Source organism: Streptomyces sp. NPDC003011, from assembly GCF_053591515.1.
In genome coordinates this window covers 12,923-33,008 of the sequence record NZ_JBSFTY010000094.1, presented here as the reverse complement: position 1 = coordinate 33,008, position 20,086 = coordinate 12,923, and the positions used below count along the sequence as shown (strand labels likewise).

General features: G+C 69.1%; 16 protein-coding genes and 3 pseudogenes. 15 read left to right on the top strand and 4 right to left on the bottom strand.

Annotation, left to right across the window (positions count from 1 at the left end; all coding sequences use genetic code 11):
* Positions 1 to 319: 319 nt before the first annotated feature.
* Positions 320 to 724 (bottom strand): annotated as a pseudogene (locus tag ACWD0J_RS34490) (YaaC family protein); the annotation flags it as partial.
* 137 nt (positions 725 to 861) lie between these two features.
* Here ACWD0J_RS34490 and ACWD0J_RS34485 point away from each other — a divergent pair.
* The 9 genes from ACWD0J_RS34485 (at position 862) to ACWD0J_RS34445 (ending at position 9,756) form a co-directional block, all read left to right on the top strand.
* Positions 862 to 1,278: a hypothetical protein gene (locus tag ACWD0J_RS34485; RefSeq protein WP_451499798.1), complete on the top strand. Its 417-nt coding sequence runs from the start codon at positions 862 to 864 to the stop codon at positions 1,276 to 1,278.
* Between the two features lie 357 nt (positions 1,279 to 1,635).
* Positions 1,636 to 1,881 carry an acyl carrier protein gene (locus ACWD0J_RS34480; RefSeq protein ID WP_451499797.1) on the top strand — a complete coding sequence of 82 codons (246 nt, stop codon included), beginning with the start codon at positions 1,636 to 1,638 and terminating at the stop codon, positions 1,879 to 1,881.
* A complete protein-coding gene (locus tag ACWD0J_RS34475; RefSeq protein ID WP_451499796.1) occupies positions 1,878 to 3,095 on the top strand; it encodes a beta-ketoacyl-[acyl-carrier-protein] synthase family protein in 1,218 nt (405 codons plus the stop codon). Before ACWD0J_RS34480 ends, ACWD0J_RS34475 begins: the two co-directional genes overlap by 4 nt.
* Before the next feature lie 225 nt (positions 3,096 to 3,320).
* The gene (locus ACWD0J_RS34470) at positions 3,321 to 4,517 is read left to right on the top strand and encodes a hypothetical protein (protein ID WP_451499795.1); all 1,197 of its coding nucleotides are present in this window, start codon (positions 3,321 to 3,323) and stop codon (positions 4,515 to 4,517) included.
* Between the two features lie 20 nt (positions 4,518 to 4,537).
* Positions 4,538 to 5,545 (top strand): SDR family oxidoreductase, encoded by a 1,008-nt coding sequence (locus ACWD0J_RS34465; RefSeq protein WP_451499794.1) that lies wholly within the window; start codon positions 4,538 to 4,540, stop codon positions 5,543 to 5,545.
* Between the two features lie 90 nt (positions 5,546 to 5,635).
* Entirely contained in the window at positions 5,636 to 5,860 is a 225-nt protein-coding gene (locus ACWD0J_RS34460; RefSeq protein WP_451499793.1) for an acyl carrier protein, read from the top strand.
* 1 nt (position 5,861) lies between these two features.
* The gene (locus ACWD0J_RS34455; RefSeq protein WP_451499792.1) at positions 5,862 to 7,166 is read left to right on the top strand and encodes a cytochrome P450; all 1,305 of its coding nucleotides are present in this window, start codon (positions 5,862 to 5,864) and stop codon (positions 7,164 to 7,166) included.
* A 5-nt stretch (positions 7,167 to 7,171) separates the two neighbouring features.
* Positions 7,172 to 8,134, top strand: a complete 963-nt coding sequence (locus ACWD0J_RS34450) for an acyl-ACP desaturase (protein WP_451499791.1) — start codon at positions 7,172 to 7,174, stop codon at positions 8,132 to 8,134.
* Between the two features lie 398 nt (positions 8,135 to 8,532).
* Complete coding sequence (locus tag ACWD0J_RS34445; protein ID WP_451499790.1) at positions 8,533 to 9,756, top strand: wax ester/triacylglycerol synthase domain-containing protein; 1,224 nt, start codon at positions 8,533 to 8,535, stop codon at positions 9,754 to 9,756.
* Between the two features lie 182 nt (positions 9,757 to 9,938).
* Here the strand turns inward: ACWD0J_RS34445 and ACWD0J_RS34440 are convergent, their stop codons facing one another.
* Both ACWD0J_RS34440 and ACWD0J_RS34435 read right to left on the bottom strand, forming a co-directional pair.
* Positions 9,939 to 10,757: an ABC transporter permease gene (locus ACWD0J_RS34440; RefSeq protein WP_451499789.1), complete on the bottom strand. Its 819-nt coding sequence runs from the start codon at positions 10,755 to 10,757 to the stop codon at positions 9,939 to 9,941.
* Positions 10,754 to 11,395: an ABC transporter ATP-binding protein gene (locus tag ACWD0J_RS34435; RefSeq protein ID WP_451499800.1), complete on the bottom strand. Its 642-nt coding sequence runs from the start codon at positions 11,393 to 11,395 to the stop codon at positions 10,754 to 10,756. Before ACWD0J_RS34435 ends, ACWD0J_RS34440 begins: the two co-directional genes overlap by 4 nt.
* 242 nt (positions 11,396 to 11,637) lie before the next feature.
* Between ACWD0J_RS34435 and ACWD0J_RS34430 the strand changes: the two are divergent.
* The 4 genes and pseudogenes from ACWD0J_RS34430 to ACWD0J_RS34415 all read left to right on the top strand — a co-directional run.
* Positions 11,638 to 12,081, top strand: a pseudogene (locus ACWD0J_RS34430) (ATP-dependent DNA ligase); the annotation flags it as partial.
* Between the two features lie 99 nt (positions 12,082 to 12,180).
* Positions 12,181 to 13,206: a tyrosine-type recombinase/integrase gene (locus ACWD0J_RS34425; RefSeq protein WP_451499799.1), complete on the top strand. Its 1,026-nt coding sequence runs from the start codon at positions 12,181 to 12,183 to the stop codon at positions 13,204 to 13,206.
* Positions 13,203 to 13,532 carry a helix-turn-helix domain-containing protein gene (locus ACWD0J_RS34420; protein WP_451499788.1) on the top strand — a complete coding sequence of 110 codons (330 nt, stop codon included), beginning with the start codon at positions 13,203 to 13,205 and terminating at the stop codon, positions 13,530 to 13,532. The genes ACWD0J_RS34425 and ACWD0J_RS34420 overlap by 4 nt, the downstream gene beginning before the upstream one ends.
* Positions 13,533 to 14,665: 1,133 nt before the next feature.
* Entirely contained in the window at positions 14,666 to 15,832 is a 1,167-nt protein-coding gene (locus ACWD0J_RS34415; RefSeq protein ID WP_451499787.1) for a hypothetical protein, read from the top strand.
* An 8-nt stretch (positions 15,833 to 15,840) separates the two neighbouring features.
* On the opposite strand, the gene ACWD0J_RS34410 is transcribed toward ACWD0J_RS34415, so the two are convergent.
* Entirely contained in the window at positions 15,841 to 16,563 is a 723-nt protein-coding gene (locus ACWD0J_RS34410; protein WP_451499786.1) for a Type 1 glutamine amidotransferase-like domain-containing protein, read from the bottom strand.
* A 1,207-nt stretch (positions 16,564 to 17,770) separates the two neighbouring features.
* Here ACWD0J_RS34410 and ACWD0J_RS34405 point away from each other — a divergent pair.
* Both ACWD0J_RS34405 and ACWD0J_RS34400 read left to right on the top strand, forming a co-directional pair.
* Positions 17,771 to 19,026: pseudogene (locus ACWD0J_RS34405) on the top strand (IS701 family transposase).
* Between the two features lie 318 nt (positions 19,027 to 19,344).
* Positions 19,345 to 20,070: an ATP-grasp domain-containing protein gene (locus ACWD0J_RS34400; RefSeq protein WP_451499785.1), complete on the top strand. Its 726-nt coding sequence runs from the start codon at positions 19,345 to 19,347 to the stop codon at positions 20,068 to 20,070.
* Positions 20,071 to 20,086: the final 16 nt, after the last annotated feature.

Sequence of the window (20,086 nt, the reverse complement as noted above, 5' to 3'; positions counted from 1 at the left end):
TGGCTGGCTGCACACCTACAATCACCACCGCGGACACACCGCGCTGAAAGGCCAACCACCCGCCAGCCGCGTCCCCAACCTCACGGGTCAATACATCTAGGCGCTCGGCTGGAGTTGCCGATCCCTGGGGCATCTCCCAGTTGATCACCAGTTCGCCGCCACCGTGGTCGTAGCGGGTGTACTCGGGTGTCGCCGCAGCGCCAAGGTTGAAGGCGCGAGTGGTCACGTAGCTATCGTGCCGGGCAACAGCCGGGTACGCGGTGAGGAAGTCGGCCAGCGCCTGGCGACTGCCGTCGTCGATGACCCGGTCCGGGATGTCGCACACGGGGATGCTCAGCAGAGGGTGGTCCTGCTGGTGGATGGCGCTCGCGGCGGCGAAAAGCGGGGTGGGCCGCTCTCGCCCGGTGAGCGGGTAGCCGAGGTTCAGGGGCCGCAGGTCCCACACGTCTTCCAGGCGCACCGCATCCTTCTGCCACACCGGGGAGTCGAGGACTTCGCTGACCCGGACGAAGCTGCCGTGGGTGCCGGGCGGGTCGGTGCGGATCTCGATGTCGGGGAAGGGCCTGTCGAACCCGGAGGCCTTGATCCCGTGGGTGACGAGCCGCCAGTCCTCGCCCTTGAGGGTCACCGCGGCGGCCGCGATGGCGCGGCCGGCCTGGCTCAGGCCGTAGAAGACCTGGAGAGGGCGCGTGGCGGGACCCACGACGGCGGCGGCGCGGAACATCTGCTCGGTCTGTTCCAGGGCCGCCGCGTAGGTCGACGCCGATGAGGCGTGGGAGCGGCTGCGGGCCAGCCGCTGGAAGCCCCCGGGCGGGGCTGCCGGAACGGCCTCCCGCCGCAAAGCGTCTCGATCAGGCCTACTTGCCCACGAGAGCGTGGCGAAAGTACCGGTCCCGGCACAGCACCGAGGCTGTGGTCGGTGCCGTCACCGGCACCCTGACTGCCCCCACCACGGCCCTGCTCGGGCGCTTCGACGCCAGCGGTCGGCTGCAGTACGCCGGCCGCACCACCGCGCTGAACGCGGCCACCCGCCCGGTACTGGCCGCCGAGCTCCAGCCGGGCAGTGCCAGCCACCCGTGGACGGGGTGGACCTTCTCCGCAGGCTGGGGCTCCAGCCAGCAGCTCCAGGTGCACCTGGTCGAACCGGCGGTCGTCGCCGAAGTCGCCGTCGACGTGTCCTTGGACGTGGCCGGACGATGGCGGCACCCGGTCCGGCTCATGCGGATGCGCACCGACCTGACGCCCGCTGACGTGCCTCTCCTCAGCGAGCGCACCTAGGCCTTGAGGTCGAGCGAGAACACCAGCCCGCCCGCTCCCTAGATGATCCTCTACTGCCCTCCGCTGGCCCGAGCGGGAACACTAGCCGCGCTCAACGCCAGTTGGGCACAAGCGGGACCTTGAGCGTCACGCGGATGAGGCCACCTCCTCGGTCGCTGATCAGCCGTACGGGCTCGCGTCGCTCGATCGGGTGAGTGCCCGTTCTGGTCCGGCGCGGCCGTCCGTTGTCCGGTTGGCGCGCCGCTCGCAGACTCCGGCCGCCGGTTGCTCGCTTGGTGCGCCCGGTAGCAGCCCTGGTGCGAGGCGTACGCGGACCCGGTGTCCGACGCATCATCCGTGACGGAGAGGCATACGATCATGAGCACCATCGAGGACAGCCCGACCGAACTCGAGGGGAAGTTCGGTCTTGAGCCGGAGGTGATCCGACCCGACGCCACCATGAACGAACTGGGGATGGACTCGTTGGCGCAGGCCGAACTCGTGGCCACGGTGCGCGACGCGTTCGCCGCCCAGGTCACCCACGACAAGGTCGGCCCGGCCTCCACCGTCGCCGATGACTGCGCGGCCGTCCGAGCCGGCGCTTGCGCTGCGGGTTCGCGGTGACCGCCCCGATCGCCGTCACCGGCTTGGGGATGATCACCCCCGCCGGAGCGAACGCGGATGAGACCTGGCGTCGGGTCTGCGAGGCGAGTTCCACCGTCGCGGCCGCCAGCCCCGCCCTGGCCGGGCTCCCGGTCGACTTCTGCTGCTCCGTTGCCGAGCTGGACGTCGCCACCCTGGGGCGGCGCAACCTCTTCCGGCTGGACCGGTTCACCCAGCTTGCGCTGCTGGCCGCGCACGAGGCACTGGCGGATGCGGGACTGGACACCGCGGCCTGGGACGGGGCCCGGGTCGGAGTTGTCATCGGGTGCAGCATGGGCGGGATGGCGACCTGGGAGAAACAGCACGCGCGGCTGATGGAGCACGGCGCGGCGACCGTGTCGCCGTTGCTGATCCCGATGCTGATCCCCAACATGGTCGCCGGGGAGATCGCACTGGTCCACGGCGCCCGCGGCCCCAGTCTTGTGACGTCCACCGCGTGTGCCTCGGGTGCCACAGCCATCGCCACCGCCCGCGACCTCCTGCTCGGCGGCCGGTGCGACATTGTGATCGCCGGCGGGACGGAGGCGCCGAACACACCGTTGACAGCCACGGGTTTCGCGAACCTGGGGGCCCTGTCGCGCGCCCAGGACCCGGCCGCCTCCTCGCGGCCCTTCGACGCCGACCGCGACGGCTTCGTGATGGCCGAGGCCGCGGGCATCCTCATCCTGGAACGCGCCGCCGACGCCGCCGCGCGCGGACACCGTCCCCGCGCGCTGCTCGCCGGTAGCGGCATGGCCACCGACGCCCACCACCCCACCTCCCCGCACCCCGAGGGACACGGCGCCGCCCGCGCACTCCAAGCCGCCCTGGACGACGCGGGGCTCGCCCCCGGCGACGTGAACCATGTCAACGCGCACGGCACCGCCACACCCCTCAACGACGTCGTCGAGGCCCGCGCGATCAACCGGGTCCTGCCCCACCAGCCCCCCGTCACCTCCGCCAAGGGCGTCCTGGGCCACTCCCTGGGAGCCGCAGGCGCCATCGAGGCCGCCCTGACCGTCCTGACCCTCCAGCAGTCCACGATCCCGCCGACTGCAAACCTCGACAGCCCCAGCCCCGGCCTCGACCTCGACCTGGTCACCAAGACCCCCCGGCAACAAGAGGTCAGGGCTGCGCTGAGCAACTCCTTCGGATTCGGGGGCCACAACGTCGTCCTGGCATTCCGCACGCCCTGACCCGTCGCCAAACGCGCCACCAGCCGACGGGCAGCAGACAGCCAACAGAAAAGATCGTCCACCGCGGTTACCGGATGATCAGCCACTCGTTGCCCAGAGTGACATGCGGGCAGCCTGTGGGGCTGCCGGTCGGCGAGCGGAGCGGCAGTGGGCACGAGTGGTGTCGAAGAGCATTCAGAGGTGGCGGAGGTGACGGCTGCGCCCGCGGCAGGACGGCGCACGGCCGTGGCGTCGTCTGTTCCCGCCGGGGACGGCACGGGGGAACTGGCTCCCGGGGCGGACCGGGCCATGCTCGAATGGGAGCGCCGCTGTCCCCAGGACGGACACGTCGTCGGAATGCTGTTGCGGCTGCGGGGCCACAGGCCCACACGTGAGCGCCTGGCAGCCTGGGCGGAGGCCCGCTCGACGCTGGTGCCTGCCCTGGCCGAGCACCTGGCCGGGCCCGCGCGCCGCGAGCGGTGGACCTCCTTCGAGGGCTTCGACGCTGCCCGGCACATTCACGTCGTCGAGGACCTCGGGGCGGTCTCCGCCGCCGAGTGCGCGGTGAACCTGTCCGTCCCGGCGGAGCGACCGCGGTGGGGACTGTGGCTGCTGCCCGCCGCGCCGGGCGACGTCATGGAGTACACGCTCGCCTATCGGGTTCACCACGCCGCTCAGGACGGCGTGGCAATGGTGCACACCCTGGAGCGGCTGTTCGACGCCGCCACACCCACCACCGCCTTCGCCCTCCCTGGCCTCCGCGTCCCATTGGGCCGCGGGGGGACCCCGGGAACGGTCCCAGCCGGGGAGCGGGTGGCGGATGTGGCGGATGTACCGGTGGCGGCACTGAAGGTGATCGCCCGCTGGGCGGACTGCAGTGACCACGACGTCTACCTCGCCGCGCTCGCCGGCGCCTTGCGCGCCTGGCCGGCGGCCGGCGGACACGGCAAGCCCGTAGCGGTGCGGATGCCGTTCAGCCTGCGGCTGCCTTTTGAACGCCGGGACCGCGGGAACAAGGTCGGGCACGCCCGGGTCCTGCTGCCGGTCGACGAGCCTTCGGCGCGGCGCAGGCTGGCCCTGGTCGCTGAGCGGACCGAGCCCTGGAAGGGCCGATCGGCCCGGGATCGCACCCGCCGCGTTCAGGAGCGCATGTCCGACCGCATGTATCTGGAGGAGTTCTCCGCCTTCCTCGACGCGGACGACTCCCTGGCCACAGCGACCTCGACCCGGTTCCGCAGGCCGATGGCGTTCGACGGCGATCCCGTCACCCATGTCACCGGGCTGCCGCCGCTGTACGCCGGCCACCTGTTCACCAGCCTGCTGTCCACGCACGGGACGCGGGCCACCGTCTGCTTCACCGCCCGCGCCCAGGACCGCCATGTCCTCGACCTTGCACGCTTGTGGGAAGACGCGGTCGGCGAACTGGCCACGGCACACCGATGACCCTGCCGAAGGAGACCACCGTGACCGATGCCCCCGCCGATGTTCTGCTCACCGGTGCCAGCGGGGTGGTCGGCTCGCGCCTGATCAGCGCGCTCGCCGGCCGCCACCGCGTGACCGCGCTGGTCCACCGCCGCGAACCGGCGGGCGCCCACAGGTGCGTGCCCGGCGATCTGACGACCGATCATCTGGGCCTCGACGACGGGCAGTACCAGGACCTGGCGGACCGCACGGATGTGATCGTGCACTGCGCCGGCCAGACCGATTTCGCACCGCACAAGCCGGACACCTTCGACGCGGTCAACGCCGACGGCACCCGCCGCATCATGGAACTGGCCCGGACCGCCGGCGCACCCGTGCTGCTGCTGTCCTCGATGGCCGCCGCGATGGACATCGAGGGCGAGGACCTCACGGCCCGCGGCCTGCGCGCCTACGGCCGCTCCAAGCGCCGCGCCGAGGAAGCCGTCGCGGGCACCCATCCGGTCGCCGTCGTCCGCTGCCCCGCCCTGTTCGCGCCCCGCGACGCCACCTGGGCGCCGACGCACCAGTTCCCGCACATCTGGTTCCGCGCCGTGCTGCGGGGCCAGGGCCGCAACTTGCCCCTCTCCCCGGACCACTGGTGCGACGTCATCCCCTTGGAGACCCTTGTCGCCTACCTCTCCGCGCTCACCGACGCTCTGGTGCGCGGCGCGGCCGACGCGCCAGGGCTGCACTGGGCGATGGCCGGCCCAGCCCGCCTAAGTGCCGGGGAACTTGCCCGCGCCTGCACCGACTTCCTCACCGAGCAGGGCCTGCCCGCAGGGGACCCGATCCTCGCCGACCCCACCGGCCGCATCCCCTTCACCGGCATGGGCCGTCTCGCCCAGATCACCTTCCAGCCCGCCCACCGGCTGCCCTACCCCAGCGACCTGGACCGCCTCCTGCCGCAGCCCCTCACACGCACCGCCGTCCTGGACGCCCTCACCCACAACCTCCGCCTCACCGCAGCCGAACAACAGCACCACGCAGCTGCGGTCACCGCAGTCGGCTGACCCTCCCAGGGCACCGACGCTTTCCGGCACGCCCGGCCTCACCACCTCACCCGCACCCACGAACCCGAACCCGAACCGAGGAGCATCCCCATGTACGAGACCCTGACCCGCATGCTGACCGAGGACCTGAACCAGGACCCCGCCAAGATCCACCCCGAGGCAACCTTCCGTGACCTCGACATGGACTCCCTCACCCTCGCCGAACTCGCCGTCATGATCGAAAACGCCACCGGCAAGATCATCACCGTCACTGACCCCGACACCACCCTCGCCCAGGCCGCCGAAATGTACGCCGCAGGAACGGCAGCTCCCTGACGTGACCGGCACCGCCGCCGCACCGCCCCCGTCGTACGCAACCGGCCCCACCGACGCCGCACCAGCAACCGCGCTCGCCATGCGTACCACCGGGCACCTCATGCGTATGCATCACGTCGTCGACCCCACCCCCCACCACGAGGCCCTGCGCAGCATGGGGCCCGTACTGCCCACTCTGTGGGGAGGCGTCGTGGTCACCGATCCTGAACTGGCCCGCATGGTTCTGACCGACCCCGGCTTCCGTATGCGCGACACCGAGTGGCGCGACACCCACACACCTGGCTGGCGCCGCCACGAAAGCCTCGTCTTCCTGTGCCGCTCGGTGATGCTCCTCAACGCTCCACTCCACACCCACCTGCGCCGTTCTCTCAACAGCCTCTTCGGCGCCCGCTCCGTCAACGCCCTGGGCCCGCACATCGAGCGGATCACCCGTGAACGTCTCGACGTGCTGGCCCACGACATCCACACCTGCGGAGAGGCCGACTTCACCAGCCTGGTCGCGGAACTCATGCCCTCCCAGGTCATGTGCGCCTGGGCCGGACTGCCTGAGGACGACGCGCCGCTCCTGGCCGGCTTCAGCAACCGCTTCGCCGCCGCGCACAACATCGCCAGCGACGCCGAACTGGACGACGCCGACCGTGTCACCGGCGCCGTCCGCGACTACTGGCACACCCAGATCGACCGGCTGCGCACCCACCCCGGCGACGGCCGCATCTCCACCTGGCTCACCGACCCCCGCCTCACCGCCGACCTCCCCGACGACGAGACTCTCGCCGCAACCCTCGCCCTGGTCTTCTTCGCAGCCCACGAGACCACCGCCGTCACCCTCGCCTACGCCGGCGCCGCCCTCGCCGAACACCCCGACCAGGCCGCCACCCTGCGCGACAACCCCGACGCCACGGCCGCGGCCGTCGAAAACCTGCTGTGCGCGCACCCGCCCGTCAGCATGACCCAGCGCGCCGCGTCCCGGCAGACCACGCTCGCCTCACACACCGTTCAGAGCGGCGAGAGCGTCTACCTCCTCCTCCCACCCGACAGCGACCACCACACCCGAAGCACCCGCTTCGCCACCACGCGGCCCCCCGCTCTCTCCCACCACATCGTCTTTGGGGCGGGCGCCCACTACTGCATCGGCGCCCAGCTCGCCCGCCAGGAACTCGCCACCGTCCTGCCCGCCCTCGCCCACCGCTTTCCCGGCCTGCGACTGGCCCGACCGGTCACCGTCGCCAGCGGCAGCAGAGCCCGCCGCGGCGCACCCCAGGTCCACCTCACCATCCACCCCGAAGCCAGCCGAGGCAGGCAGTGACGTCCATGAACAGCTCCACGCACGGCGCAGCGGCCGGCGGCCCCCACTGGATCGAGGAAATGGAGCCGGTGGTCGCACGGCTGCTGGACCGTCACCTGAAGGTCGCCAAGGAGTGGTTCCCCCACCAGTACATCCCCTGGGGAGCAGGCGCCGACTTCGACGGACCGCTGGACGGGACGCCCTGGCAGGACGCTCAGTCAGCACTCGATCCCCTGGCACGCTCGGCCCTGGTGCTGAGCCTGCTGACGGAGGACAACCTGCCGACCTACCACCACGAACTGGCAACCATCGTGGGCCGCGACGGCGCATGGGGAAACTGGCTGCACCGCTGGACGGCAGAGGAGGACCGGCACTCGATCGCGCTGCGCTCCTACGTCCACGCGACCCGGGCAGTGGACCCCGTCGCCCTGGAACGCGCACGGATGGTGCACATGTCGACGCCGATGCCCGGCTTCTTCCCGCGCGGGGTGCGCGGTATCGCCTATGTCCTGGTCCAGGAACTGGCGACGCGGGTCGCGCACCGCAGCACAGGCCTGCACACCGCCGAGCCGGTGTGCGCGCAGCTGTTCAGCCGGATCGCGGCGGACGAGAACCTGCACATGGTCTTCTACCGCGACCTCTACGAGCAGATTTTCGACCTGCTCCCCGACAAGGCGATGGAGGGTCTGCGCTGGGCCGTGTGCGACTACCGGATGCCAGGTCAGCCGATCCCAGGATTCGCCGCCATGTCGTTGAGCCTGGCCATGGCCGGCTGGTACGACCCCAGGATGTTCCTCGACTCCGTGCTGGCGCCGATCATGCGGGCGCTGCGGGTCATGGACCGTACCGATCTCAGCCCGGCCGGTGAGGTACACCGTGCAGCGCTGGCCGATCACCTGGAACTGCTGCGGGTACGGGCCGGCCGCTTTGAGGAGCGCCGCCAGGACCACCGGACAGCCGGTGCAGGCGAGCCGGCCACGACCGGCTGACACGGCAGCAATCCTCCGGTACGCCGCACACCGGGCTTACGCCCTGGAACACTGCTTGCGCGCCTCACGCCCCCATCCTTACGGCTCCGTCGGACAGGGAGACGGCTACCCGCACCACCGGTACCCCGAGTAACGCACCCGGACTGAGTGACCAGCAGGTCCCAATGAGCTGGCGGCCGCGTGCCGTTACCGGGGCGCGAACCACATGGGTGCTGAGAACTCAGACTGGCGCGGCAGCGCAACCCGGCAGCCCGCACCGAGCGAGCCGTGTCCGCCACCAGTGATTGGTCGTTCTACGGCTCGGCAGGCCCGGTGATACCGGCCCCTGGTCTGCCAAGGAGACGACGGGAGAGCACATGCCGACATGGCGCACAACAGCAGGCCAACCGCATCGCACGGTGCGACTGGGGCCGGCGGACCGGGCACTGCTCGCCGGACCGGCCGGCCAGCCGGTTCCCATCGTGGCGCTCCTGGACTTCGACGGCCCGACACCCTCCACAGACGGCCTGCGCACTCGCGTCGCCGAGCGCGCCGAACATCTGCCCGCCCTGCGCTACCGCCTCGGCCACGGCGCAACCACCGCGAGGTGGAGCGATCGGCTCGACGCGGCCCAGCACGTCCGGGTCCTGTCCGCGGGCGGTGGCGCAGGCCATGCCGGCGCTGAGCTCCTCCTCAATGAGGGGCCGCCCGCCGGTGAGGACCGTCCGCCGTGGGAGATCGTGCTGATGGCCCGCTCTGGCGGATACAGTCTGGGTTTCCGCGGGCATCACGCCCTCTACGACGGTGTCCTTGTCAGCATCCTGTTGCGGGCTCTGCTGGACGACAGCCCGGCTGCTTGCCCCTCTATGCCTCCTGCCCGGCGGCCCCCCATGGCCGGAGTCGCCAGCGCGCTGACACAGCAGGTCGCCCTCCTGCGCGCCTCGCAGCCGGTTGCCGCTTTCGCCTCGCCCAGCGGGCATACCCGGCGTGTGCGCTACGTCGACGTTGCGCTGGCCTACCTGCGTGAGTTGGCCCGCGCCCATCGCGTGAGCATCAACGACATCTACCTCACGGCTCTGGCCCACGCCGTGTACCTGTGGCAGCGCGGGCAGTCAGACGGCCCGCATCCGCCGGTGGCCACCGGCATGCCGGTCTCCTACCGCCAGACCGGCGAGGAAGACGCGCTCGGCAACCGCATGGCCCTGGTCCAGGTCGTCCTGCCGTGCGACGAACCCTCACCCGTCCAGGCCCTGCGCCACGTAGTGGCGCAGACCGCCCGCCATGCGGGCCTGCGCCAGCGCGACGCCCTACGCGTGATGGCGGCCTACACCCCGGGTGCCGCCACCACACGCCTCATCGGACGCCTGGCCCATCCCCTCACCGCGAGCTTCGTCGCGACCGGCGGCGCCCTGACATACCGCGGTGACGTGGCCCGGGCCGCATACGGCCTCACCGACATCCTCGGGCCCAACCAGTGCTACACCTCCCTGACCGTCTTCCACGACACGGCCCGACTCAGCGTCGTCCACCACGACCAGACCCCCATCGGCCCGCACCTCCCGGACCTCTGGCGGACCGCCCTTCGAACGCTCGAACCCGCCGCAGACAAACCTGACGCCGTTCAGCAAGGAGCGAAGCCGTGACCCGGACGAGAGGGCGGGGACAACCTCAAGCCCGGGGCCCAACTGGGACAAAGCCTGGTTCAGGCTGCGCCGCAATTCCTGCTCGCACGCCTCGAACCCACTCGGATGGTACTGACCGTTCCGGACGAAACGTCCGCACCCACGAGGCGGCGACTGGCAGACACCCGGAAACCAGCCCACTTTCACGGCGCTGGGATGGCTTCCGCGACGCCGTTCGCTGCCTCGTGGATCACCTCGGCAGCCGAGGAACCCCTGCGGGTACGCACGGCAAACGCGGCCATCCCCATCGCCGCCATCCCCACAGCCCATCCGGCCCCCAGCAACAGACAGCTCCAGGGCACCGCGTGCAGCACGGCGGCCGCGACCGAACTCTGCACCGCACCGTACGCCGGCAGGTACTGCATGAGGACACTGTCCGCGGCCGGGTTGAACATCGGATTCTGCAACAGCAGATCGATGGCGCTGATCAGGATCGCCAGGAACATGCCCGCCAGCTCGCTGCGCACCACCGCCGCGAGAACGATGCCGATACCGCCGTAGACCAGAGAGCCGGCGAACATGCCCGCGGCGAACACCACAGGCTGCGCCGGCCGCCAGTACACGTGCACCCACGCCGTGGCGTAGAACGCGACGGTGGCCGCCACCAGGACGAGCGAGGAGCACTTCGCCAGAGCAAGGCACGATCGTGGGTAGCCGGCCTGCACCAGACGGCGGTCGAAGAGCGCTGAACGGGCCGTGGCAACGAACATCATGAACCCGACCACCAGCGCAAGGGACTGCAGCCCTCCGGTCACCTGCGCCACCACGTTGCCGTCCATGACCACGTAGCGGCCGACCGGACGGACATAGAACCGCAACGGAATCCGGGCCACAACCTCAAAGGCCAGAGTCATCCACAGCGGAACGAACAGCACCACGATGAGCAGGGCGAGCTTGTTGCGGGCCTGTTCGATGACCGCGAACCGCATCGCCGTGCCGAAACACGACCACCAGCGCTTCACACCGACACCCCGCCCGTTCCGGCCTGTTCCATCTCGCGCAGAACCCCCGCATCAAGGCGGTACAGGGCGTCCAGACGAGCGGCGTCATAGGCGAGATGGGAGACGACCAGCACCGCGCACCCGCGGTCCCGCAGGCCGGCCGCCAGATCCCAGAACCGCAGATATGTCTCCCAGTCGAAGCCCTGATACGGCTCGTCCAGAAGCAACACCTGGGGATCGTGCATCAAGGCAAGAACCAGGTTGAGCTTCTGCCGGGTCCCGCCGCTGAGCACCTCCAACCGCTCGTCTCGGCAGCCCGTACAGTTCAGCTGCTCGAGCAGCTCAAAAGCCCGTTCCAGACTGTCCAGGCCATAAGCCGCCTGGAAGAACCGCAGATGCTGCTCGACCGAGAACGCGCCGTGCAGCACCGCGTCCTGCGGGCAACTGCCCACCACCCCATGACGCTCCACCGCACCTGCGTCCGGAGCGAGGTCCCCGGCCAGGATGCGCAGCAGCGTACTCTTGCCCGCGCCGTTCTCACCCACGATGCCCACCAACTGCCCCGGGCACAGATCCAGCGAGACCCCTCGCAGGACTACACGTCTTCGGTAGCTCTTGCGTACGTCTCGGATACGAAGAACCGGCCGACTCACCGTCACGACGTGGCCGCCCAAATCCAACACCTGCGCAACGAATTCGCACTCTGCTCCACCGAAGTCACCATCCGGTCCCGCCTCCCATGACAGCCAACGTGATCAAAAACGACACCGAGCGGCATGGGTGACGGGTGGGCACATCGGAAGAGGCCTCCATCGACACGTCTACCTCCAGGGACGGCCGCCCATGCAACAAGCAGCAGTGAACCGGAACGGCATGCAGGTCTGCGCAGCGATCTGCACGCAGGTTCCACACCCATGCCGTCCGAGGATCCGAGAACCCACGCCCTTCCGTCTTCGATCTGCTGCGGCTGTCCAGGACGGACATGACCAGATGGCCGTACCGGCGGCGCAGGGCCGCACTGGAGTCCGTGTTCGCCGCCCGCCAGCTGTCTGCGTCGTGGGCGCTGTGCCCGTCGACCACCGAGGTGGACACCGTGCGCGAGTGGCTGACGTGGGCGTCAGTCGGGATGGAGGGCGTGGTCTTCAAGAGGCTGGACGACGCCTACCAGCCCTCGGTGAGGGGCTGGTTGAAGTACAAAAACAGGATGAATTGCATCTGCTGCATCACTCGACCGGGACTGAAGAAGCAGTTCACCCAGGTCAGACGGGTGCGCATGGCGTTAGATCGAACAGCCGACGCCCATGACCTGCATGGTGATCGATGGACGCAACAATGTTGCGTTTGATACAACAGCCGCGTGGTCACTCAAGCACCCGGTTCAGCACGCCTCGTTCTGGCGTCGAACATCGTTCACCTCGACCCTGCGCCAGCGGTCTTCACCGCGATGCAAGAGGGCTGGGCCCGGCAGCAGGGCGCCCGTTTCTTGCAGGAGTCGACGATCGGCCCCCGGCTACGCCTGATCGGACGGTTGGCTGATTTCACAGGGTTGTACCCGTGGCAGTGGACACCCGCCGACGGTGAGGCCTTCATCGTCCATCTGCGTAACGGCGCCCAACCCATCCAGTTGTCCACGGCACGCACGTACGAAGTGACGATCTCCCTGTTCATGGAGTACCTGCGCGATCCCCGCTACGGGTGGATCGAGGCTTGCCTAGAGCGGTTCGGTGAGGCGCCGCAAGTGGTGTTCCATGAGGGCAACTCGGTACTTCACACGGTCGAGTACGAGGGCGACCCGCGGCGCCGACCACTGACGTACGACGAGGTCCAGGCTCTGTTCGACGCGGCGGACGCCCGGCCCGGGAAGATCCGGGGACAGGGACGCAAGGGGACGCTCACCGCGCTGCGCGACGCTGCGGTGTTGAAGACGGTCTACGCCTTCGGTACGCGACGCACTGAGGCTTCGAAAGTGGACCTGGTGGACCTGCGCCGCAACCGCAAGGCGCCGCAGTTCGGCGCCTACGGCAGCCTGACCGTCCGGTTCGGCAAGTCATCCAAGGGGGCTCCGCCGAAGCGGCGCATGGTACTGACCGTCCCGGAGATGGACTGGGTTGTCGACGTCCTGGGCGAATGGGTGCGCGAGATACGGCCCCACTTCGCGCCCGGTAAACACCCGGCCCTGTGGGTGACCGAGAGAATCGGCCGCCTCTCGCCGCGCTCAATCAACGAGGCGTTTGTCGCTGCCAGGCAGGACGCCGGACTCGATGAAGACCTTGACCTGCACTGCCTGCGCCACAGCTACATCACCCACCTGACGGAATTCGGCTACCCCGCCAGGTTCGTGCAGGAGCAGGCCGGACACTCCCATGCCGCCACAACAGCCATCTACATGGGCGTTTCGGATGAGTACCGCAACCAGCTCCTGGAGACTTCACTGAAGCGGCGGCTGGGCGACGACTGGGACCTGACATGATCAAGAAAATGGGCTACGACTGGCGACTGCGTCAGCTGATGGCCGAGCACGAGATGTTCCAGACCTCGGACCTGGTGCCGCTGCTGGCGGAACGCGGTGTCTCCCTGTCACGCGAACAGGTCTACCGGCTGGTGACGCAGCCGCCACAGCGGATGAGCATGGACACCCTGGTTGCCCTGTGTGACATCTTCCAGTGCACGCCCAACGACCTCATCAAGCCGACCGTTGTCAACGCGCAGGTGAAGAAGACCGCGGACGGCGACAGCACCCCTGTCCTGCCGCTCGGGGAACGCCGCACCACGATTCGCCGTCCAGGCCGATCATGAGGAAACTGACTCCGGACCAGTTGCGGTTACGAGCCGAACTCGCCCACGCCCAGTCGCAGATCACCGAGCACCTGCGCCACGCCCTCGGGCCGGCATTCACCGTTGACGACACGCGAACTGCGCTAGAAGCAGTCCGGGCCTGGAAAGGGCCCAACGCGCACCAGCTCGCCCGCTACCTGCAGAAGAACCCTGCAGCGCTGGTGGCACCTGGCCCCGACTGCCCGAAGTCACTCGTTCGTCTGCTGCCACTGTTGGTGGCCGCTGGCCACGGCGACAAAGTCACGCTGGCGGCCTGCGCCGATTGCGGCCGAACCAACCCGCTGCCCATCAAAACCGGTCCCGCGGGACGGTTGTGTCACCGATGCGTGGGGCGGCTACTCAAAGCCGAATGCGCGCGCTGCGGACAAGTCCGCAGAATCCAGGCGCGACGCCCAGAGGGGCCCATCTGCAAGCCGTGCCGAGACAAGGAACCCGACGCGCTGAAGACGTGTGCGGGCTGCCACCGGGCGATGCGACCTGCCCGTCACCTGCCTGACGACACGTACCTGTGCCAGACGTGCGCCCCGAAGAAGCTGCGGACGTGCTGCCGCTGCGGGCGCGAGCGCCGGGTCAATGCAATGACACCCGAGGGACCGATCTGCGGCACCTGCTACTCCAGTCCGCCGCGCCGGTGCGGGGTGTGCGGAACGGTCGCACCCATCCAGGCCCGGGCCAACAACAGCCGTCCAGACACCTGCAGGCCGTGCCTTCGGGGACGACAGAAGGAGTGCAGCGTCTGCGGCCGCGTTCGCCGAGGTCACCACATCGACGGCGGTAAAGGCCCTTTCCACTGCCAGACATGCATTCCTCGACCAGTCCACGACTGCGGCATCTGCGGACGGCCCAAACCGATCAAGATCTTCTGGCCCCTGGGCCCCGTCTGTGACCCCTGCTACGAACGTGCCCGCACCACGCCGGACCGCTGCAGTTCCTGCCGACAGCCACGCATACTCCTGGGCAGGACGCCCGAAGGCGACGGCTTGTGCCGCACATGCTGCCCCCCTGGTCAACCTGCCGACATATGCACGCGGTGCGCTCAGCCCAGTGACCTACTCAAGGGCCGGCTCTGCCCTCGCTGCACTCTCGCAGCCCGGGTGACCAATCTCCTCACCGCTGAAGACGGCAGCATTGCCCAGGCCCTTGCGCCGGTGACCACAGTGCTCACCGAAGCGGACAATCCATATCAGGTCCTTGCGTGGCTCAAGCGCAGCCCGGCCGCGCAGCTTCTGGGCCACCTCGCCCGCCAGCCAGGCGACCTCAGCCACGAGGCACTCGACGCCCTCGGCCCACAGGCTGCCACCGCTTACGTGCGCGGCCTGCTGGTGACCGCAGGCATTCTTCCGAAGCGCGACGAGAACCTCGCCCTCCTTACGAACTGGCTCGCACGAACCCTCGCCGGCATCCCCTCCCACCACGTCACGCTCATCCGCCCCTTTGCCGAATGGCAGGTAATCCGCGATGCCCGACGACGCTCAGCACGGGGCCGCTACACCTTCAACGCACACAAGGGCGACTGCGGCAACATCCGCGCCGCCATCCAATTCCTGGCCTGGCTGGACGCACGCCGACTGACGCTCGCAACGCTCGAGCAGGGCCACCTCGACACCTGGTCCACGGACAGGCCCGGAGTACGCACCCGCTCGATCCCCTTCATCCGCTGGGCAGCCGCGCGACGTCTGATCGCCGACCTGACCATCGACCACCCGCCCAGTCAGCTCCCAGGCGCGTTCCAGGTCGAGGACATCCATCGGGAGGAGCTACGCCGATGCCTCGACGACATTTCGCTCCCCCTGGAGGTGCGCATCACCGGCGCCCTCATCCGTCTCTACGCCCTCCCCCTCACGCGGATCGTCGAACTGACCGCAGACCAGTTCCACCGCGACGACAAGAAGGCCTACCTGACGATCAACCGCCATCCCGTGGTGCTCCCGCCGAAATTGGCTCGTCTCATCGAGGATCAGCTCCGCGAAGCCACCACGTTGCATCGACAACCACAGGAAACGGAGAGATTCCTCCTCCCCGGGCAGATCCCCGGCCGTCCCCGCAACCCTGTGGGACTCGGCGACACGATGAAGCGCCACAGCCTGCCGGCCCGCGCAGCTCGGAACACCGCCATGATGGAAGCACTCGCCGACCTTCCACCCATCGTTATCTCGGACCTCGTCGGCATCAGCCCCGTCACCGCCCACCGCTGGGCCCGGCTCGCGGGCGACAACTGGTCCGACTACCTCGCCACCCGACAGCCAGCCCAAAGAAGGTGAACTGCGCATCACGTCGCTCCGTGAAGCAACCGGCATGGCAGCGCTTCCTCGGTCACCTCGTGATCTTCATCTGCCTGCACCCAGTACAAGCGGGCCTCCGGAGTCCGGGTGACGGCTTCCTCAAGACGTCCGTCCGTGAAGAGGGCCCCCACTCCGTCCTCAAGCGCCCAGCCAGCGGACAGCATGCCGTTGGCTACAGTCTCGCGGAAGGAGGTGCGACGCCCTGGTTCACTGTCGTAGTGCGGACACACCGAGCCCGGCAGGAGGCCCAGTCCGTCCTGCAGAAACGTCAGCGGACCGAAAGAGTCCGTATGCGAGCCCTCCGCCCAGCAGTTGGCGCCAGCACTGATTCCGCACAGCAGCGTCCCGCGGCTGCAAGCCTCGAGCAGTAGCCGGTCGACTCCATGTGCACGCCAGACCGCCAGCAGGTTCGCAGTATTGCCGCCGCCGACGTACACGGCATCCTGGCTGAGCAGGAACGTCCGCAGAGCCTCCTCGTCCAGCTCTCGCCGGAACAACGACAAGACAGACGGCTCACAGTTGCGTGACTTGAACGCGCTCAAGAACTGATCAATGTATGCAGGCGCGTCGCCACTGGCAGTTGGAACGAAGCACACTTTGGGTCGAGGGCTCCTCACCTGGTTAAGCAGCCAGTCGTCGAGCAGCCCGTCCTCATCTGTTGAGAAGCCTCCCCCGAGAAGTGCGACACGACGAGCCGAAACGACCACCACAAGTGCCTCCTGAGCTGCGGAACCAAGCTTGCGCGCACACTGCCGTGCCACGGGCCCCATCTGCAACCAAATAGACGGCAGTCCACCATCGCTGCGTCCCCAACGCTGCTCTGCCGCAACACCTCTTCGGGAACCCGGACGCGCAGCGAGGAGACCGGAATAGCGCGCCCCTCAAATACTGCGTCTTCACCAGCAGGTGCGCGAGACGACCGAGGTGGTCTTCCCTGTCAAGTTCTTCTGTTCAGTCCCGCAACTCCTCGTCCTGGGCCGCCCCGACCAGACGGGCCGGCTCGCGCGGTCGGCCGCACCGTCTCGCTGCGCCCGGAGCAGGCGCGGCAGGTCGGCGAGCACCTGGCTGCCGCCGGCGTCGGACACCCGTGGACGGGCGTGAAGTTCGCTGCGGCGTGGGTGAGCCGTGACGTCCTGGACGTGTTGTTGGTCCGCCCGGAACTGGTGGCGGGGATCAGCGCGGACCGGGGCGGAGGACCGTGGAGGTATGTTTCGGCACCCGTTGGCTTCAAGCACCTGCGCCTGGATGTGGTGGTGGAGGACGTTCCGCGGTTCGGTGCAGGTCCGGCCGCGGTCGCTGGCTGAGTGGGACCTGGTCTGTCTGTGTCAGGGGCGGTGCAGCCGATCAGGCCTGGTGCATGATCGGTTCTCCAGTGAACTGGCTCCCCGGCCGAGTGAGACGGCTCGCTAACGTCGAGGTGGAGGTGAGCGGCCCGCTATCACCGGGGTGACCAACCGTGGCTTGCCCTGGACGCCTTCGCGGGGCTGTTTATGCAGGTCAGCGAAGCAAGAAGCTGGTGCCCGAGAGGAGAGTTCAAGTCCCCCCTCGGACACCAGCGGAAGCCCCCGACCAGCTGAGGTCTTCCTGCTTCTCGCGCCATGGTTGCCGACGGCGTGGTGACCCGGCCGGTCATGGTAGGCCGGAGCTGGGCCGATCGGTGCACCGACGACTGGGAAGGCGGCGCGATCCCGGAGTGTGGATGGGTGAGCCGACTGTGGCCCCATGCAGGCGCAACGGAATCCTGGCCCCCGCCCGGCCACCAGACGCACTGGGGTGGCTGGCAACCGCCCTTCTAGTATTCCAGTCGCAGTTCGCTATCACTGCTGGTCAGAGCCCTGTTTTGGAGTGTACTCGGCTGACGCCTCGTCAGGTGACGGGAGTTCGTGACCTCAAGTGCGACGGGCCGTTGTGTTTGTCGTGCAAGACGATGTGCGGCCCGATGTCTGGTCGGCGGAACTGGAAGAGTTGCTGGTGCGGATCGGTCACCGGTTCGGGCGGGTGGATCTGCGGCGGCGGATGCGGGCCTATGTGCACGGCCCGCTCGGGCCGGTGGGCCGCAAGAACAGCTGGCAGCTGGCAGCTGGCAGCTGGCCGAGCATGCCGGTCACCGCACTCCCGCCGGGCTGCAGCACCTGCTGAGCCGCGCCTGCTGGGACCCCGACGAGATCCGCGATGACCTGCAGCAATACGTTGCCGAGAAGCTCGGGGACCAGGCCGGTGTGCTGATCATTGACAACACCGGGTTCATCAAGAAGGGCACGGTCTCGGCCGGGGTGCAGCGGCAGTACTCCGGCACCGCCGGCCGCACAGAGAACTGCCAGATCGGCGTGTTCGCCGCCTACTCCAGTGTCAGAGGCCGGGCGCTGGTGGACCGGGAACTCTACTTGCCGAAGTCCTGGACCTCCGATCCGGGCCGCTGCACCCAGGCGAAGATCCCCGACGAGCGCGCGTTCGCCACCAAGGGCGACCTTGCGAAGGCCATCATCACGCGGGCACTGGCCTCGCCGCTGCCGATCGCCTGGGTGACCGCCGACTCGGCCTACGGCCAGGAGTGGCGGCTGCGCCGCATGCTGGAGGAAACCGGCGTCGGCTACGTCGTGGCCGTGCCGAAGTCCCAACATGTCCCCGCCGTCGGCCGCATCGACTTCGCCATCGCCCAGGCCCCCGAGGACGCCTGGGAACGCCACTCCTGCGGGGCCGGCGCGAAGGGGCCGCGCGTCTACGACTGGGCCGCAGCCCGGCTGCCCGCCATCGACGACTTCGACGGTGATACGCCCACCCATGAACGGTGGGTGCTGGCCCGCCGCAGCCTGGCCCGTCCGGACGAGATCGCCTACTACCTCGCCTACGCGCCGGCCGGCACTCCCGTCGCCGAGCTGGTACGGATCGCCGGGGCGCGCTGGGTGATCGAGGAGGCATTCCAGGCCGCGAAGAACGAGTGCGGCCTGGATCAGTACGAGGTCCGCCGGTATCCCGGCTGGTACCGGCACATCACCCTGGCCATGCTCGCCCACGCCTTCCTCGCCGCGATGGCCGCCGCCGCGGGGACCGAAAGGGGGGCGGCGGAAACGGTTCCGACGCTCTCGCACCGCTCACCGTGGCGGAAATCCGGCGACTCCTGGCAACTGGCCACCCCACGCCGACGCACCTGCGGCACACCGACCACGCGCTGAACTGGTCCCGCTGGCGCCGCCGTCACCAGGCCATCGCCCGCCGCTGCCACTACCACCGTCGCACCCGAGGTCACGTACTCACGTCACCTGACGAGGCGTCAGCCGAGTACACTCCAAGACAGGGCTCTGACCAGCAGCGATAGCGAACTGCGACTGGAGTACTAGAAGCGACCTCCAACCGTCACTCACGGTGCGCGCCTCACGGAAAGTGAGCCAGAACCTGAAAATGGGACACACCTGCTCGTGATCACGCCTGGCATCCGCGCATACCGCGAGTAGCTTCTGCAGTCGATCAGCCGTGACTTCCGCATCCACCTGGTGCTGACCGAACCCCCCACGTGGGAACTGGCGTACACGGCCGGCCACACCGTGGTGGCCCACTTCGCCGACGTCGACGGCCTCGTGCGGGTGGCCCGGGCCGTGGCCGCCGGCCGGGCGCTGGATGGCGTCATCTGCTGGGACGAGACCTGGATCGAGCAGACCGCGCAGGTGGCCGCCGCCCTGGGACTGCCGGGAGGAGACCGGCGGTGCGTCGAGCGCTGCCGGGACAAGCACCGCACCCGTGCGGCCCTCGACGCCGGCCGGGTGCCCCAGCCGCGCTCGGTGCTGGTCTCCGGGCGCGAGGAGGCCCTCGCGGTGGCCGAGGGCATCGGCTATCCGGTCGTCCTCAAGCCGCGGGCCCTGACGGGGAATTTCGGCGTGGTACGGGCCGACTCGCCCACCGGCCTGGTGGAGGCCGTGGAGTTCACAGGCGCGAGCGGCGAGTCGGCGCCCGACCTTCCGACGCACGAGCGGATCCCGGCCGCCGCCCTCGGTGATCATCCCGACAGCGGACACTGGCCCTGCCCTGCACAAAAGGGCGATCCCGTGGGGCGGGAGGGTTCACCGGAACTTGACGGCCGATCCCGCACAGCCGGCGTCGGATACAACGTCGCGCCCGCCCTGCGGACGCCCCCGAGGCCATGCACATCCTGCGCGGCATCCGGTCATACACGCCTCACCCACCCCGAAAACCGCCCACACAGACGACTCGGGGTGAGCTGAGAGAGGGGTCGGCTGT